Annotated in this window: 16 protein-coding genes; 1 reads left to right on the forward strand and 15 read right to left on the reverse strand. The window is 70.6% G+C overall.

The window, feature by feature from the left end; genetic code table 11:
• Window positions 1-5 precede the first annotated feature (5 nt).
• The 4 genes from OG205_RS07065 to asnB all read right to left on the reverse strand — a co-directional run bounded on the left by OG205_RS07065 (window position 6) and on the right by asnB (window position 4,684).
• Entirely contained in the window at window positions 6-731 is a 726-nt protein-coding gene (locus tag OG205_RS07065) for a GAF and ANTAR domain-containing protein (RefSeq protein ID WP_330275431.1), read from the reverse strand.
• Window positions 728-1,657 (reverse strand): hypothetical protein, encoded by a 930-nt coding sequence (locus tag OG205_RS07070; protein WP_330275432.1) that lies wholly within the window; start codon window positions 1,655-1,657, stop codon window positions 728-730. The genes OG205_RS07065 and OG205_RS07070 overlap by 4 nt, the downstream gene beginning before the upstream one ends.
• Before the next feature lie 122 nt (window positions 1,658-1,779).
• Window positions 1,780-2,727 (reverse strand): acyl-CoA desaturase, encoded by a 948-nt coding sequence (locus tag OG205_RS07075; protein WP_330275433.1) that lies wholly within the window; start codon window positions 2,725-2,727, stop codon window positions 1,780-1,782.
• Window positions 2,728-2,872: 145 nt separating this feature from the next.
• The gene (gene asnB, locus OG205_RS07080; RefSeq protein ID WP_330275434.1) at window positions 2,873-4,684 is read right to left on the reverse strand and encodes an asparagine synthase (glutamine-hydrolyzing); all 1,812 of its coding nucleotides are present in this window, start codon (window positions 4,682-4,684) and stop codon (window positions 2,873-2,875) included.
• Between the two features lie 105 nt (window positions 4,685-4,789).
• Here asnB and OG205_RS07085 point away from each other — a divergent pair, with 105 nt between their 5' ends.
• Window positions 4,790-6,031: a beta-ketoacyl [acyl carrier protein] synthase domain-containing protein gene (locus OG205_RS07085; protein WP_330275435.1), complete on the forward strand. Its 1,242-nt coding sequence runs from the start codon at window positions 4,790-4,792 to the stop codon at window positions 6,029-6,031.
• Here the strand turns inward: OG205_RS07085 and OG205_RS07090 are convergent.
• The 11 genes from OG205_RS07090 to OG205_RS07140 all read right to left on the reverse strand — a co-directional run bounded on the left by OG205_RS07090 (window position 5,996) and on the right by OG205_RS07140 (window position 16,673).
• Entirely contained in the window at window positions 5,996-7,459 is a 1,464-nt protein-coding gene (locus OG205_RS07090) for a glycoside hydrolase family 130 protein (protein ID WP_330275436.1), read from the reverse strand. The two genes, OG205_RS07085 and OG205_RS07090, sit on opposite strands and share 36 nt — an antisense overlap.
• Window positions 7,456-8,466 (reverse strand): hypothetical protein, encoded by a 1,011-nt coding sequence (locus OG205_RS07095; RefSeq protein ID WP_330275437.1) that lies wholly within the window; start codon window positions 8,464-8,466, stop codon window positions 7,456-7,458. Before OG205_RS07095 ends, OG205_RS07090 begins: the two co-directional genes overlap by 4 nt.
• The gene (locus OG205_RS07100) at window positions 8,463-9,581 is read right to left on the reverse strand and encodes a glycosyltransferase (RefSeq protein ID WP_330275438.1); all 1,119 of its coding nucleotides are present in this window, start codon (window positions 9,579-9,581) and stop codon (window positions 8,463-8,465) included. The genes OG205_RS07095 and OG205_RS07100 overlap by 4 nt, the downstream gene beginning before the upstream one ends.
• Before the next feature lie 87 nt (window positions 9,582-9,668).
• Window positions 9,669-9,809, reverse strand: a complete 141-nt coding sequence (locus OG205_RS07105) for a hypothetical protein (protein ID WP_330275439.1) — start codon at window positions 9,807-9,809, stop codon at window positions 9,669-9,671.
• A gap of 104 nt (window positions 9,810-9,913) precedes the next feature.
• Window positions 9,914-11,101 (reverse strand): glycosyltransferase, encoded by a 1,188-nt coding sequence (locus tag OG205_RS07110; protein ID WP_330275440.1) that lies wholly within the window; start codon window positions 11,099-11,101, stop codon window positions 9,914-9,916.
• A gap of 64 nt (window positions 11,102-11,165) precedes the next feature.
• Entirely contained in the window at window positions 11,166-12,455 is a 1,290-nt protein-coding gene (locus tag OG205_RS07115; protein WP_330275441.1) for a glycosyltransferase, read from the reverse strand.
• A gap of 80 nt (window positions 12,456-12,535) precedes the next feature.
• Window positions 12,536-13,303, reverse strand: coding sequence for a GAF and ANTAR domain-containing protein (locus tag OG205_RS07120; RefSeq protein ID WP_330275442.1), 768 nt, complete (start codon window positions 13,301-13,303; stop codon window positions 12,536-12,538).
• A gap of 72 nt (window positions 13,304-13,375) precedes the next feature.
• A complete protein-coding gene (locus OG205_RS07125) occupies window positions 13,376-14,107 on the reverse strand; it encodes a GAF and ANTAR domain-containing protein (protein WP_330275443.1) in 732 nt (243 codons plus the stop codon).
• Window positions 14,108-14,362: 255 nt separating this feature from the next.
• The gene (locus tag OG205_RS07130) at window positions 14,363-14,722 is read right to left on the reverse strand and encodes an STAS domain-containing protein (RefSeq protein ID WP_330275444.1); all 360 of its coding nucleotides are present in this window, start codon (window positions 14,720-14,722) and stop codon (window positions 14,363-14,365) included.
• The gene (locus tag OG205_RS07135; RefSeq protein WP_330275445.1) at window positions 14,719-15,900 is read right to left on the reverse strand and encodes a PP2C family protein-serine/threonine phosphatase; all 1,182 of its coding nucleotides are present in this window, start codon (window positions 15,898-15,900) and stop codon (window positions 14,719-14,721) included. Before OG205_RS07135 ends, OG205_RS07130 begins: the two co-directional genes overlap by 4 nt.
• On the reverse strand, window positions 15,897-16,673 hold the full coding sequence (locus OG205_RS07140) for an alpha/beta fold hydrolase (RefSeq protein ID WP_330275446.1): 777 nt from the start codon (window positions 16,671-16,673) through the stop codon (window positions 15,897-15,899). The genes OG205_RS07135 and OG205_RS07140 overlap by 4 nt, the downstream gene beginning before the upstream one ends.
• Window positions 16,674-16,777: the final 104 nt, after the last annotated feature.

The following is a 16,777-nucleotide window of genomic DNA, read 5'->3' on the forward strand; positions in this document are numbered from 1 at the left end:
CAGGATCATCGGGGATCGAACCGGCCGTCCGGACTCAGTCGCAGGTGCCGGGTGACGACGTCGCGAGCGACCTCGACGACCGGCCTGTCGTGCGCGAACGAGTGCGCGCGCAGCCGCACCAGCGCCTCGTCCATGCTCACTCCCAACTGGACGGACAACATCCCGATGGCCTGGTGCACTTCGGCCTGGCGGAGCGGCATTCCAGTCGGCGGGGGAACTTCGACGTGGACGCGGGTCAACTCGTCCAGCACCAACGACATGACGACGTCGGTCACGACCTGCGCGTCGGCCACCTGTTCTGAGGTCAACGGCCCCGGGCTCGTCCTGTGGAGCACGAGCGCGCCCAGATGGATCGCGCCGCTGCGCAACGGGAACACGAAAACCGCCCGCGCCCCGGTCGCGCCGGCGGACAGCGTGAACAGCGGCCACCGCTGATGGTTTTCCCAGGAGTCCAGGTCTTCAACCAGAACAGGTGAGCCGGACCGCAGAGAATGCTCGCACGGCCCCTCACCGAGGATGAACCGCATGTTCTCGAGGAGCGTGCCGGTCTGGTTCGTGGCGTAGTTGTACGCAGTCCGGCCCGTGCCGCGCGTCAATGTCAGCTGAGCGCCGCTCACCCCGAGCAACGCCACGCTCGCTTCACACGCCGCCTCGCTGGGCATCGCGACATCGCGATGAGCCGTGTCGCCGGTGAGGCGTGCCAGCACTTTCGCGAGCCGTTCACCGCTCACAGCGCGTCCGGCCGGGTGGTGCGGGCGTCTATCCGCTCGGCGAGGTCGAGTGCGCCGGCGTGGTCGTGGTGCCTGCGCGCCTGGAGGGCGAGCGGGCGGAAGCGGTCGCGCATGCGGGCCGACCCTACAGCGGCGGCGGAGTCCAGCGCCCGCAGCCCGGTGCCGACCCCGACCTCGACGTCCCCCTCGATCAACTGGTCGGTGGACAACAGGACCAGGCTGAGGATCCGGCTGCGGGCCATGTCCTCGCCGTAGCCGTTGACCGCCGTGTGGAGCAACGGAACCGCGGTCCGCGCGTGGTGCCTGCCCGCCGTGCCCGCCAGGGTCGTGTGCACCGCCCCCGCCATGGCCGACAGGTCGGACTCGGTGAAGAACCGGGCCCACTCGGCCACCTCGGTGCGGTTCGAGGCGGTGAACTGCTCACGACCGCGGTCGAGCAACGTGAGCGCGCCGTGTTCGTCGCCCTTCTTCGCGCACGCCCAGGCCGAGTTGACCGAGATGATGCCGGCGGCGAGCCGGTCACCGGACCGGGAGGCCGCGATCCGGCCGAGGTCGAAGTACCGCAGCGCCTCGTCGAGGTGCCCGTGGTGCAGGTAGACCCGTCCGAGGCGGTAGCACACGTTGGCGATCAACCCGTCGTCCCCGGCGATCCCGGCGAGCGCGAGCGCGTGCGAGAAGTGGTTGTGCGCGTTGGTGACCAGTCCGGCGTCGAAGCAGACCCACCCGGCCAGGTTCCGCAGGTCGGCCATGGCGACGTGCAGTCGTTGCCGCACCTCCGCGGCCGCCGGCGCGGTGAGCAACGGGAGGTTGTCGCGGATCCGCCGCCGCACCCGGTCCAGGCAGGATTCGCCGCCGTGGCGGTAGTCCAGTTCGCGCAGGGCGCGGATGTCCTCTTCCAGACGAGTGACGTCGGCGAGACCGATCATGGCAGGCAACACCCCAGACCAGTGGTGGTGGAAGTGGCACCGCCGGGGGCCGGGGCGGGTGTCGCTCTCTCACCTGACCTGGGCCAGGCTCACGGTTGATCTTAGTGCTCCGCAATCCCGGGTTACGCCGCCGTTCGGACGTCACCGGACGCCTTCAGCTTGCGCGCCAGCCGCTCCGGCCGCGGCCAGCGGACGGCGGTGGCCCAGCCGAAGATCTCGAACACCCGGATCAGCCGCGCGGAGATGTCGATCTGACCACGGCGGACGCCGTGCCGTGCGCAGGTGGGGTCTGCGTGGTGGGAGTTGTGCCAGGACTCGCCCATGGACAGGATCGCGAGCGGCCAGAAGTTCGCGGACTTGTCGCGCGCCTCGAACGGCCGGTCGCCGATCATGTGGCAGATGGAGTTGACCGACCACGTGACGTGGTGCAGCACGGCCACCCGCACGAGACTCGCCCAGAAGAACGCGGTGACCGCACCCCACCAGCTCCAGCTGATCAGCCCGCCCGCCACGGCGGGCGCCACCAGCGTGACGGCCGTCAGCACGGGGAACAGCCGGTTGACGCGCTGGATGTTGGGATCGGCGAGCAGGTCGGGCGCGAAGCGGGCGGCGTTGGTCAGGTCGCGGCGGAACATCCAGCCCAGGTGGGCGTGCCAGAAACCCTTGGCCAGCGCGCCGATCGACGTGCCGAACAACCAGGGGGAGTGCGGGTCGCCCTCGCGGTCGGCGAAGGCGTGGTGCCGGCGGTGGTCGGCGACCCAGCCGATGAGCGGCCCCTGCATCGACATGCTGCCGCTGACCGCGAGGGCGATCCGCAGTGCCCGGTTGGCTTTGAACGCGCCGTGGGTGAGGTAGCGGTGAAAGCCGATCGTCACGCCGAGGCTGGTGAAGGAGTAGAAGAAGAGGGCGATGCCGACGTCGGTCCAGCCCAGGCCCCAGCCCCACGCGAGCGGGACCGCGGCGGCCAGTGCCAGTGCCGGCACCACCGTGAAGAGCTTGATCAGGAATCTCTCGAACGGGGAGTTCTCGCCCGCCAGCAGTGGCTGTGCGGTGCTGGTAGTCGTGCTCACGTCGCGAACCTCCGGGACGGCGATCTCGTCGATGCCGCCGGGGTCTCGGGCGAACGGGAAGGGGCCGGCGCTGGCAGCGGTGCCGAAGCGCCGGAACCTGGTGTCTACCCGGAATCGCGCGATGGCGAAACCCTGCTGGGTGTTATCAGGGTCGTATGGCGCGCAGCCACAGATCGAGGTTGAGAGCGAAGTCGATGCCGGAACGGGTGGCGTGGTCGGTGGCCGGTCGCTCCAGCCGGTCCCGCAGGCGCGCGGGCTCCAGCAGGGTCCACACCGGGGCCGACGGGGTGGCGAGCAGGTCGTGCGCCTGCCCGGAGATCATCCGGTGGTACGCCGGGTCGTGCGTGATCGGGTAGGGCGCCTTGGTGCGGCCGATCACGCTCGCGGGCAGCAGGGGAGCCACCGCGGCGCGCAGCAGGGATTTCTCGCGGCCGTCCGAGATGTGGTGCGTCCACGGCGCGTTGAACGCGTACTCGACGAGCCGGTGGTCGCAGAACGGCACGCGCACCTCCAGCCCCACGGCCATGCTGAGCCTGTCCTTGCGGTCGAGCAGGTGTGGCAGCCAGCGGGTGAGGTGCAGGTACAGCACCTCGCGCATCCTGCCGCCGGTCTCGCCCGCGAGCCGGGGCACCTCGGCGAGGGCCTGGCGGTAGTGCGCCTCGCGATGCGCGGCGATCCCGAGTTCGGTCGTGACGTCGTCGCGCAGCAACGCCTGGTAGGTACCGCTGTGCCCGGTGAAGTACCGCCACGGGTAGTCGTGGGCGCCGACGCGATCGGTCTCGTGGAACCACGGGTAGCCACCGAAGACCTCGTCCGCGCTCTCGCCGGAGATCACCACGGTGGTGTGCTCGCGCACCGCGCGGAACAGCAGGTAGAGCGAGACGTCCAGGTCGCCGAGCGCGGGCGCGTCCTTGGCGGCCACCACGGCCTGCCGGTGCCGGGGATCGGTCAGATCGGCGGCGTCCAGGACGATGTCGCGGTGGTCGGTACCGCAGTGCGCCACGACATCGCGCACGAACGGACCGTCCGGAGTGGACCGCAGGCCGGTGCCGGTGAAGTGGTCGCCCGCGAAGTCGACGGAGAACGTCCGCAACGGCGGCATTCCACTCCGCCTCGACGCGCGCTGACCGAGCGCGACGAGTGCGCTGGAGTCCAGTCCGCCGGAGAGCAGGGCGCCGAGCGGGACGTCGGCCTGGATGTGGCGCGTGGTGATGTCCTCCAGGAGATCGGCGACGTTCGTGACCGTCGCGCCGACGTCCTCGTGGTGCGGATGTGCTTCCAGCTGCCAGTAGCGCTGCTCGTGCACGCCGTTCGCGTCGAGGATCACGACGGTGCCCGGCCGGACCTCGTGCACGCCCTGGAAGAGGCTCGTTCCCGGAGTGTGCACGGACGCGAGGAAGTCCCGCAGCCCGTCCGTGCTCGCCGACGGGGTGACCAGACCGCTGGCGAACAGGCTCTTGGGCTCGGAGGCGAAGAGCAGGCCGGCGCCGTGCCGCGTGTAGTGCAGGGGTTTGACGCCGAGGCGGTCGCGGACCAGGACGAGGCGGCCGCGCAGGTGGTCCCAGACGGCGAAGGCGTACATGCCGTTGAGGTGGGAGGCCGCGTCCGTGCCCCACTCCAGGTAGGCGTGCAGGACGACCTCGGTGTCGGTGCCGGTGCGGAACTTGTGTCCGCGCCGCTCCAGTTCGTCGCGCAGTTCGCGGTGGTTGTAGACCTCACCGCTGTAGGTCAGCGCCACGACCGGTTCGTCGCCGTCGTCGGTGAAGACCATCGGCTGCTGCCCGTGCGCCGGGTCCAGCACGGCGAGGCGGCGGTGACCGAGCACCGCGTGGGGACCTGACCAGACGCCGTCTCCGTCAGGTCCGCGTGACGCCACGGCGTCGTTCATCCGCTGGACGCGTAAGTGCATCCCGGGGGAGGGGTGGACGAGATCGGCCCAGCCTGCGATGCCGCACATCGGCTCACGGTTCTTTCGATCGATGATCAGGAACGGGCCAATGAGAGCAGCAAGATCGACTGATGGTCCAATTAGGACACCCGAAGTGATGACGGAGAGATCTTGATGAACACCTGCGAGCCGATCGCGATCGTCGGCATGGGCTGCCGCTTCCCCGGCGCGGACAGCCCCCGGCGGCTCTGGGAACTGGTGCGCGGCGAGGTCGACGCGGTGACCACCGGCCGGTTCGCCGACGACGCGCCGGAGTTCGCGCCGGAGGACTACTTCGTCACCGAACGGGAGAACGCCACCCTCGACCCGCAGCACCGGATGCTGCTGTCCTGCGCTCGTGACGCGCTGGCCGACGCCGGACTGCGGGACGAGGTGATCGCGGGCCAGGACGTCGGCGTGTTCATGGGACAGAGCACCGGTGAACACTGGGACCGCCTGCACGGTGAGACCACTGTGGACATGTACGCGATCGCGACTGCCGCCGCGCGGGGCATGGCGTCGGGCCGCATCAGCTACGCCTGGGACCTGCGCGGTCCCTGCGCCACCGTCGACGCGGCCTGCTCGTCCGGCACGCTCGCCGTCCACCTGGCCTGCCAGAGCCTGCGCACCGGCGAGTGCGACACGGCACTCGCCGGAGGTGTCAGCCTCGTGCTCGGCACCGACCACACCGACGGCTACGCCGCAGCCGGCATGCTGTCCTCCTCGGGCCGCTGTCGCTTCGGCCACGAGGACGCCGACGGTTTCGTGCGCGCGGACGGTGCTGGAGTCGTTGTACTCAAACGGCTTTCGCAGGCACAGGCGGACGGCGACAGGATCCACGCGCTCATCCTCGGTAGCGCACAGGCCAGCAAAGGCCGTACCGCCAAGGCGGTCATCGCGCCGTCCGTGGAGGGCTACGTGCAGGTGATCTCCCGCGCGGCGGCCGTCGCGGGCATCACCCCGGCCGCCATCGGGTACGTCGAGGCGCACGGCAACGCGGCTCCGGCGGGCGACCGGCTCGAACTGCAGGCCATCGGCGCCACCATCGGCGTGCACCGCGCCGAACCGTGCCTCGTCGGATCGGTCAAGACCAACATCGGCCATCCGGAGGCAGCGGGCGGGATGGCGGGGCTGGTCAAGGCGGCGTTCGCGGTGCGGGAGCGCACGGTTCCCGCCAGCCTGCACAGCGACCGGCCCACGTCCCAGGTGGACTGGACCGGCCTCAACATCGCGCCGGTGCCCAGCACGACACCGTGGCCGGGCACCGGACCGGCGATCGCCGGGGTCAGCAGCTACGGCCTGTCGGGCACGTTCGTGCACCTCCTCGTCGGTGAGCCGCCGTCACCGCTCCATGGCGTCGATCAGGGCGCTCACTGACGTCGTGGCCAGGCCGATGGTCGCGTCGCTCGCGCCGAACGGGATCACCAGCGTGTCGCCGTGCAGCAGGCCACCGCACGAGTAGACGACGTTGGGCACGTATCCGTCGCGTTCGGTGGAACTGGGTACCAGCAACGGTTCCGCCAGCGTGGCCAGCACCTTCCAGGGCTCGTCGAGGTCGAGCAGCATCGCGCCCATCGAGTAGAGCCGCATCGGCCCGACGCCGTGGGTCAGCACGAGCCAGCCCTCGGGCGTCTCGATCGGTGAACCGCAGTTGCCGACCTGGACGAGGTCCCAGTCCCTGGCCGGCACCGCCACCGGCCGGGGATCGTTCCACGTCCGGATGTCGTCGGTGGTCGTCACGGCCGTGCTCTCGCCGTCTCCGCGGGACAACGCCGCGAACCTTCCGCCGATCCGCCGGGGGAACAGCGCCATGCCCTTGTTGCGTGCCGCGGAACCCGTCGTCTGCGACACCCTGAAGGTGCGGAAGTCGTTGGTCTGCAACAGTTGTGGCTCGACGTCGACCCCGTCGTACGCGGTGTAGGTGGCGTAGTAGGTCTGATCGCCGTCGTCGTCGGTGAAGAGGACGAACCTCGCGTCCTCCATGCCGTGGCGCTCGGACGGGCCGATCGGCCAGAGCACGCGCCCGCTCACCACCGAGTCCTCCGGGAACTCGGTGGTGTAGTTGCACGCGGCGATCCACCTGACCAGTTCGACGGTTCGGTGAGCCGCCTGCCTGGCGACCAGCTTCGGGTGCAGGCCCGCCAGCAGCTCGTCCAGTTCGGCGCCGGTGAACTTCTCGGGCAGCCACCGGTTCAGCACGGCGGAGACCTCGTCGTCGTGGCCGCGATCGGCGAGCTTGCCCTGGAAGAGGCTCTTCTCGTAGATCGAGTCCCGGTGCAGGCCGGTGCTGATGATGCCCGGTGGCGGATCCACGGTGAGCACAGCGCCTGGCCCGGCCAGTCCGGTCCGGAAGCCGATCGAGGACAGGTGCCCCTCGCCGATGCCGCGGACGCTCAGCACGAACCGCAGCTGTCCCGGCGCCGTCCCGCTCTGGTCCGGATGCGCGACCATGGACGGGTTGCACAGCGCGGCGCCCTCGACGGCGTACTCGTGGGTGAAGTACGCGCCGATCAGCAACCGGCGGGACTCGGACAGGCCGGAGTCCTCCGGCAGCCGGTGGCTCACGCTCGCGAAGTTGTCCGCGAAGGTCACGCGGACGTCCCGGTGCCGTCCCGCGAACAGGCGGACCGTGCGTTCCAGCGCGGCGCACGCGGTGTCCTCGTCGAGTGCCATCACCCGCCGGATCACGGCCGCGGACCGCGACTCGTGCTCGGGAACCTCCTCGCCCGGCACGAAGAGCTTCGTGATGACCCGTCGCGGGTCCGGGCGCAGCCGCAGCGGACTGCGCGTGACTCGGGCGTTCATCCGGTGCTCTCCAGGAGCGTGCGCAGGTGTTGCATGGTGGAGATCAGCGCCAGCGTCGACTCGGCGCCCTGGTTGATGTTGGGGCCGTCCGGGGTCAGGCCGTCGTAGCCGCCGCCGGTCTGCTCGTCGTGCATCAGCGTGCCGAGATCGTTGTCGCCGTTGAACCAGGCGATCGAACGATGGACCCCGGCGAGCCACCTGGGGTCGGCGGTGATCCGGTAGGCGCGGGCGCAGGCGTCGGCCATCGCGGCGGCCTCGACGGGTTGCTGGTCGAACGCGGGACGCGACTCGCCGAGGGACCACCCGCCGGCCGGGACCGGCGAGAGGTGGAAGTCCGTGGACTCCACGGCCAGCAGCCAGTCCAGGAGCCGCAGGCCGTCGTCGCGGACCTTGTCGTCCGAGAGGAGGTCGCCCGCGGCGATCAACGCTTCCGGCAGCACCGCGTTGGCGTAGAACAACCGGTTCTCCGGCCACGGCCAGTTCTCGTCGGGACGTGGTTCACCGACGTACGAGGGGACGTCGCCGAGCAACGCGGCGGCGGAGGCGTGCAAGGGGTCGGCGCTCAGCACCTCCGCGGCCCCGAGCGCGGCGAACGCCATCGTGCGCACCGACGGCGGACGGTGCCGGGCGCCGCGGTCGAAGCACTCCAGCGCGGCCTGACGGACCGCGGGCACGGGGGAGCGGGCGGCGGCGGTGCCGAGCCCCCACAGCGCGCGTCCCCACCAGTCGCCCAGCCCCGGCTCGTCCAGCCAGACGCGGGCGGGGCCGAGCCGGTTGTGGAAGCGGCCGTCCTCGCTCTGCGCGTAGGCGATGAAGGCGAGGTAGCGCTCCGCCAGCGCGGTCAGGTCGGCGGACAGGTGCGGTTCACGGCTCAGCACGACCAGGCCCCTGGCCACGTCGTCGAGGCAGTAGCCGTGCTCCAGGCGCGGCAACGGGCCTTCCGCGTGCTCGTACAGGCCGGTGTCGTCGCTGAGCCGGATCAGGTGGGCGAAGTCGGGGCCGCTCACGTCGTCACGACCGCTCGGCCGGTGAGCAGCTCGTCCGCCACCAGGTCCCCGGCGAGCCGGCGATAGCGGTTCGCCACCGCGGGCCAGCTCAGCGCCGGACCCAGGTCGGCGGAGCGATCGCGCATCGCGGCGGCGAGTCCGGGTTCGGTCAGCACCCGTCGCAGCGCCGCGGCGATGGCGGAGGGATCCCGGTGCGGCACCAGCAGACCGGCGCCGTCCGCCAGCAGCTCCACCGCGTGCGGGAACCTCGTCGCCACCACCGGTTTCCGTGCCGCGAGAGCTTCGACGAGCACGCCGGAGGTGACCTGTTCGGACGAGTCGTACGGCAGCAGGACGACGTCCGCCCGGCCGACCAGGTTCGCCAGCGCGTCCGTTTCGAGGTAGGCGGGGTCGAACTCGACCAGGTTCGCGACGCCACCGGCGGCAGCGCGATCTCGCAGGTGCGTCCGGTACGCCTCGCCCTCGTGGGCAAGCACCTTGGGATGGGTCTGCCCCGCCACCAGGTAGCGCGGTCGCAGGTCGCGCAGCGCGCCGAGTGCCGCGATGCCCCACTCGACGCCCTTGCCGCGCCCGAGCAGGCCCCAGGTGAGGATCAACGGCCTGCCTCCGGGCGTGCCGGGCGCGGATCTGGCGGAAGGGACGGCGCCGTGCGGAATCACCACGACCTTGCCTGGCCGTTCGACCGCATAGCCCGCCAGGAGGCGGCTCCGCGCCGCTTCGGACATGGTGACCACGGCGCCGGCGTGGTCGACGACGGCCTCGAGCACCTGACGCTGTCCGGGGGAGGGAGAGGTGAGCACCGTGTGCAGCACGACGATCACCGGGACCCGCAGCCGGACGAGCACGCTCAGCGCCTCCGCGCCGTCCTGCCCGGCGTAGATCCCGTACTCGTGCTGGACGACCGCGACGTCACAACGGTTGAGAACATCGGCGGCGGCCTCCACCGCGCCGGGACGCATCGGGTGCACGGCCGGCGTTGCCGCGGTGTCGGCGTCCGTGTGCGCGAGAACGCGGACGACCCGGCTTCCGCTGCCAGGGGTGACGGCGGTCAGATGGCGCCGGAGAGACGCGGTGAACGTGGCGAGCCCGCATTGTGTTGGCGGATACGTGCTCATGAAGCCATAGGTGCGAACCATGAAGCGGACGGCCTTTCGGATCGGCTGCCGAGCAGAAGTCCACAGAGGACTGCCGGGAGACGGCGGTCAGGCGTGCTGTGTCACGGCCGCTTTCGCCGGGGACGGCGGGTTCAGCGGGAGAACGGCGATGGCGGGGCCGGTCGCCGGTGGGCGCAGGCCGCGAAGTGGGGTCGGTTCGACGTCGACGCTGATCGGGCCCGAGATCATCTCGGTTCTCCCGCCTCCGTCCGGACCAGCCGGGCGGGTTTCTGACGCTCCGGGGGTGGTACCGGCTTGGCCACCGATGCGCGAGTCCCCTCGGGGTGCTCACACTACGCCCACGGCTCGTCGGCGCGGTTCACCTCGGATGACGGTCGCATGACAGCGGCGTAGACCCGAACCAGTTCGGCGGCGACGCGATCCCAGGAGTACCGCGCGCGAATCCTCTCCTGACCCGCGACGCCGAGCGCTCGGCGCCAGGTGGCGTTGCGGAGCAGTGCTGTCAACGCCTCGGCGATCGCCGGCGGATCCCGCGGCGGGACCCGTACGCCGGTCCGGTCGTCGACCACGGCGTCTACCAGGCCTCCCACGGCGGTCACCACCACGGGGACACCGCAGGCCATCGCTTCGAGCGCGGTGACGCCGAACGACTCGTGCCACGGTGTGCAGGCCACGACATCCGCCGACCGCAGCAGGGCGGGCAGTTCGCGCTGGCGCAGGTGGCCGGTGAACGTGACCCGGTCGGCGACGCCGCGGGCACGAGCGAGCGTCCGCAGCCGTCTCGCCTCCGGGTCGCCGCGCAGCGGTCCGTTCGCGGACCCGCCGGCGATCACCAGCTCGGTGTCCTCCACAGTGGACAATGCGCGGATCAGGTCGTCGAATCCCTGGTGCGGAACCAGCTGGCCGATCGTCACGACGCGGCGTGCGCGGTCGCGTGGCGCGATCGCACCGTGCGGTGTGAACAACTTCAAGTCGACGCCGTGGGGAATCACGGACACCTTCGACTCGCAGATCCCCATCCTGAGCACGTCGTCCGCCTCGTCCGAGTGGGTGGCCACCACCCTGGCGACCTCCTGGCCGAGCAGGCGTTCGACCGCCAGGCTCCGGTCGGCGGAGCCCAGGGTGTGGAACGTCTGCACCACCGGCACCTGCCTGGTGCGGGCTCCCAGCACCGCCGTGATCCCGGACAGCCAGCCTTGTGCGTGCACGACATCAGGCCGTTTCGCGTTCCAGTCGGTGCTCAGGAACCGGGCGAAGTCGGTGACGCGGGCGGTGGCCTCGCCCTCGGCCAGTTTTCTGGACGGGCCGGAATGCACGTGGACCACCTCGTAACCGGCCTGGGTGCGCACCCGGCTCGGGACACGCGGTGCGGTGCGCCGGGTGTAGACGACGACCTCGTGACCGAGGCCGCACAACGCGGCCGAAAGAGCGGCGACGTAGACGTTCTGGCTTCCCGCGTCGAGCTGACCGGGTGCTGTCAGCGGGCTGGCGTGCTCGGACACCAGCGCGATCCTGCCCATCGGTGGATCTCCTCACAGCGAGGTGACGAGTCCGCGGGGGCCGGGCGGTTGAACGGGGTTCAGGCTACCGGCTGTCGCGCTGCGGAGCGAGAGCGTTACCTCTCGTGGCGGTACGTCCATCCACAAAGGACGATCGGCGGACTCCCGCCGCGGCGTAGTTCCGCGTCAGGTCGGTGGCGGCGCGCTGCCACGAGTACCGCGCGTGCGCACGGTCGTGCCCGCTCACGCTGAGCAGTTCCCGATGCGTGCTGTCGGCGAACAACGCTCTCAGCGCCTTGCCGATCGCGTCCGGTTTCCCCGGCGGGACCAGCACGCCGGTCAGCCCGTCCACGACGGCGTCGATGAGGCCTCCGACCGCGGTAGCGATGACCGGTATGCCACATGCCATGGCTTCCAGTGCCACGCCACCGGACGACTGGTGCTGCGGGGTGCACGCCACGAGGTCCGCGGACCGCAGCAGATCGGGCAACTCGGCGTACGGCACGTGGCCCGCGAACACGACCCGGTCTCCGACTCCCAACGAGCGTGCCAGCGCGAGCAGCCGCTTCGTCTCCGGATCACCGTAGACGTCACCCCGCGCGCCACTGCCGGCGATCACCAGCTCAGCTCCCTCCACTGTGGACAGAGCGCGGATGGTGGCGTCGAATCCCTTGCGCGGCAGGAGCCTGCCGACCGAAACGATCTTGCGCGGCCGCAGCCGGCGCACCGGTTCCCGTTTCGGGGTGAACAGGTCGAGATCGACACCCCTGGGCACCACGGCGAGCTTCGCCCGGTCTATCCCCATGCCCAGCACGGCCCGTGCTTCAGTCGAACAGAGCGCGACCACACGGGCGACCTCGTGGCCGACGAGCCGCTCGACGGCCAGCCGTTTGGTCGATGCCGGACCGTTCGTCTGTCGGTCGGGCAGTGGCACGCTGCCCACCGAGTGGTACGTCTGCACCACCGGCACCGGGAAGTCCCGCGCGCTGAGCACGGCCGCGATGCCGGACAACCAGCCGTGGGCGTGCACGACGTCGGGACGGCGCGCTTTCCAGGTGAGCTTGAGGAATCCGACGAAGTCCCCGATGTAGGCGAGGACCTCCTCGCCGTTCAGCTTCTTCGCGGGCCCGGCCGGCACGTGCACCACGTCGTACCCGTCAGCGGCGCGCACGCGCTGCGGAACGTGGGGATGGTCGCGCCGCGTGTAGACGACCACCTGGTGGCCGAGGGCGGACAACGCGGCCGCGAGCCCCGCCACGTGGAGGTTCTGGCTTCCGGCGCCGAACGCGCCGGGCGGCGTCAGCGGGCTGGCGTGCTCGGAGACGAGCGCGATCCCCATCCGCGTCAGCGCGATTGGCTCGATACCGCCGGCCACGGTGATCTCCTCACGACGAGGTGACGAGACCGCGGGTCCGGGCGGTTGCTGCTTCTACCAGCCTGACCAGGTTACCCCGGTCATCCGTCGATCGGACGGTGCTGCGAGGTGAGGAGGTCGTCCGGGCGAAGCTCGCCGAGGACGAGTTCCCGCGCGACGTCGGCCAGCCGGCGGCCACGGTTGCGCGCGTAGTCGCGCAACGCCTGGAACGCCTTCTCCATCTCCAGGTTTCCGGCGAACGCGAGCACGCCCTTGGCCTGTTCGATGACGACCCGGCTGTTCAGCGCCGTCTGCAACTGCTCGGTGACGACCTCACCGCGCCGGATGGCACGTTCCTGCAGGATCCCGATCGTGGCGGTGTCCGCCAGCGCTCGCACGACCAGCAGGTCCTCGTCGCCCAGCGCGCCGGTCTCGCGGCGGAACAGGTTCAACGCGCCAATGGTCTCGCGGCGCAACCTCATCGGCACCGCGTGCACGGAGGCGAAACCCTCCTCGATGGCGAGCCGCGCGAACCGGGGCCAGCGCTCTGTCGCGGTCTTCAGGTCCGCGACCAGCACCGGTTCGCCGGTCTGGACGCATTCCAGGCAGGGACCTTCGCTGGCCTGGAGCTGGAACAGTTCGAGCATCCGAGTCTGGTCGGACGAGTAGGCCACCACCCGCAGACCGCCGCGCTGGTCGGACAGCATCAGGCCGGCGGCCGTCGCGTCCAGCAGCTGAACGCAGTGGTCGACCAGCCGGTGCAGCACGTCCACCACGTCGTAGTCGTCGACGAGGGTGTCCGCCAGTTGCACGAAGGCCTGGAGCAGCCGGGATTCTCGCTCCGTTCTGGAAGGTGCGCTACCGCTCATCAACAGCTCCTGTCATGTTCGTCCGACGGTAGTGCTGCCCGCACCGGGTAGCCATCGACACCTCCTGCGCGATCATTTGCCCAGTTCCAGCGGAGACAACCTGCGGCTCACCATGTCCTTGGCGACGTCGTCCAGCGACCTGTCCATGACGAAGGCGTAGCCCCGCAGCCGGGCCAGAGCCTCTTCCGCCGAGATGTCGAAGGCCGCGATGAGCATGCCGGTCGCCTGGTGCACCTGCTCCCGTCCCGGCGACAGCACACCCTGGAACCCGTCGACGTCACCGGCTTCGCCCAGCAGCAGCCCGAGCAGTACCGCGGTCACGAGGTCGACGACTTCCAGCGCCACAGCGAGTTCGTCGCCAGACAACCAGCCGGGCCGACGGCGGTACAGATCGACCGCGCCGATACCGATCGCGCCCGCCTGCAACGGGAACGCGAAGATCGCGCCGATGGGCAGGGTGGCGATCGCCGTGGCGAACACCGGCCATTCCACGATCGATGCCTGGGGCAGGTCGGGGACCAGCACGGGCCTGCGCGTGGAGAACGCCTCGAAGCACGGACCCTCGCCCAGGCTGAACTGCACGTCCTCGATCTGCGCCGCGATCTCGTCGCTGGCGTACAAGGTCTCCCGCTCGCGCGGACCGCTCATCACCGAGATGGAGGCGCCGTCGACCGGCAGCACGTCCACGCACGCGCGAACAACGCGCGCCAGCGTGTCGAGTTTGCTCTCGCTGTCGCGCAGCGCGGCCATCACCGTCGCGCGCGCATGACTCAGTGCCTGACGGGGTCTGTCAGGTTCGCGCACCGGTGATCACACCACCGGGAAAAGGCAGATCATTCACGGCTGGCACAGCTTCCTCCACCACGTCGACTGCTTCCAGTCTTTCCTGGACGTAGCGAGGTCTAGGCCCACGCCTTGCACGATCGCATCAGGATCAACTCACTCAGCTTACGGCTCGCGCCCGCGTGCCGCCGTTCAGCCTCCGTCACCTGGTCGGAACCCGCGCGAGGTCACGATTGTCCCGAACGGGCCGACGCACGTCGAGGGGCCAGATGCCACTCACTCGCCAGGCGGTTCCGCCCAGGCGGCCTGGGCCTGCGCGGCGGTGGGATGGGTGACGAAGAAGTCGCCCAGCCCGACGAGCGCCAGGGTGCGGGTGAGGTGGCGGGGCACGCCCGCCAGCGCGATGCCGGCGTCGGCCGCGTGCGCCAGGTTGTGGGCGGCGATCAGCGTGGAGATGCCGCTGGAGTCGCAGAACCGCAGTCCTGTCAGGTCGACGACCACCTGCTGGCCCGCTCGTGGGGTGAGGGCCTTGACCGCCTGGAGGGCCAGGGGAGCGGTGGCGTCGTCGAGGTCTCCGGCGAGTTCGAGCACCGGTCCGGCCGGGGTGTCGCTGGTGAGGACGGTGAACGTGGTCATGACCGGCTTTCCTCGTCGAGGTTGACGCTCAGCGCGAGCAGCGCGGTGTCGTCGTCGACGCCGAAGCCCGCGAGGAGCTTGGACACGGCGGCCACGGTCTCGGTCGCGCTGCTGACGTCGAGGGCGTCGGCGAAGTCGCGCAGTTCCTCCTCGTCGTAGCGGACGCGGCCGTGGGTCCTGGCCTCGGTCAGGCCGTCGGAGTAGAGCAGCAGCGTGTCGCCGGGCCGCAGGTGCACCTGGAGCTCGGCGAACCGCGCGCCGGGCAGCGCGCCGATCAGCTGACCGCCGCGGATCGTGAGCAGCTCGGCCGCGCCGTGGTGGCGGATCAGCAGCGCGGGTGGGTGCCCACCGCCGGCGAGCGTGATCGTGGCGCCGCCGTCGGCCGGCTCCAGCAGGCCGTGGATGGCGGTGCAGAAGCGTGGCGTGGTGCTGATCTGCTCCTGGATGAGCACCGTGTTGAGGTGCTCCAGCACGGCGACCGGACGCGGGTCGTACACGGCGGCGGCGCGCAGCGTGTAGCGGGCCAGCGACGTGACCACGGCGGCCTCCGCGCCCTTGCCGGACACGTCGCCGAGGAAGAACGCCCAGGTGCCGTCGGCCAGCGGGAAGAGGTCGTAGAAGTCGCCGCCGACCTCGTCCGCCGAGGCCGGGTGGTAGTAGGCCGCGACGTCCATGCCGGGAATGTGCGGCAGCGAGGGCGGCAACAGGGTGCGTTGCAACGTCGTGGCCAGCAGCTGCACCCGATCGCGTTCCCGTTCGGCCACCTGCAGGGCCCGCAGCAGCTCCTGCTCGTAGGAGCGCCGGTCGTGCGCGTCGAAGACGGTGGTGCGGATCAGCTCGGCGGCGCCGCTCGCGCTCGTCTTGACGGTCGAGCTCACCAGCACCGGCAACCGGGTGCCGTCGGCGCGCACCAGTTCCAGCGCGATGCCGCCTGCTTCACCGTGCATGCGCAGCATCGGCGCGAAGTGCGTCTCGTGGTAGATGCGACCGCCGACGGTGAGCAGGTCGGCGAACCGGCGCCGCCCGACCAGCTCGTCGCGCCCGATGCCGAGCCACCCCAGCAGCGTTCCGTTGACCTTGGTGATCGTGCCGTCCATCGACGTGGACAGGTAGCCGCACGGCGCGTGCTCGTAGAGGTCCGCGAAGTTCTCGCGGGCGTCGTCAGCCTGGCTGATCACCGGGCACCCGCGAACCCGGCGATCGCCGCCGTGGTCTGCTCCGGGTCGCTCAGCTGCGGGCAGTGCCCGGTCGCGTCCAGCGTCACCAGGACGCTGTCCCGGATCTGGTCGTGGACGAACTGGCCCACCTCGGGCGGCGCGATCGCGTCCGCCGCGCACTGCACCACCGCGGTGGGCACGGTGACGTCCGCGAGGTCCGCCCGGTTGTCCGACAGGAACGTGGTGCGCGCGAACACCCGCGCGATCGCCGGATCGGTGCGGCAGAACGAGTCCTCCAGCTCACCGGCGACCTCGGGACGGTCAGGGTTGCCGGCGATGACCGGTGCCATCGCCGCGGACCAGCCGAGGTAGTTCGACTCCAGCGAGTCGAGCAGCTCGTCGATGTCCGCGCGGGAGAAACCGCCGCGGTAGTCGCCGTCGTCGAGGTAACAGGGCGACGGGGTGAGCAGCACGAGCTTGGCGAACCGCGCCGGTTCGCGGTTGGCGGCGAGCACGGCGATCATCGCGCTGACCGAGTGCCCGACCAGCACGACGTCGCGCAGGTCGAGTTCGGCGCAGATGTCCAGAACGTCCTCGGCGTAGCCGTCGAGCGTGGAGTAGCGCTGTGGTGACCACGCGGCGATGTCGGATTTGCCCGATCCGACGTAGTCGAACAGCACGACGCGGAACTGCTCGGCCAGCGCCGGCGCCACCAGTCTCCACAGGTTCTGGTCGCAGCCGAAGCCGTGGGCGAGCAGCACGGTCGGACCGTCCTCGCGACCGATGACGGTCACGTTGTTCCTCCGCCGCGTGTCCATCACCGCATCCTGCCACCTGGCCGGGTGAATTCCCGCCACGACAGGGGAAACGCCGAACTGGGCCGTTCGCGCGGGGGTAT

Source organism: Lentzea sp. NBC_00516 (assembly GCF_036346835.1).
Classification (GTDB): domain Bacteria; phylum Actinomycetota; class Actinomycetes; order Mycobacteriales; family Pseudonocardiaceae; genus Lentzea; species Lentzea sokolovensis.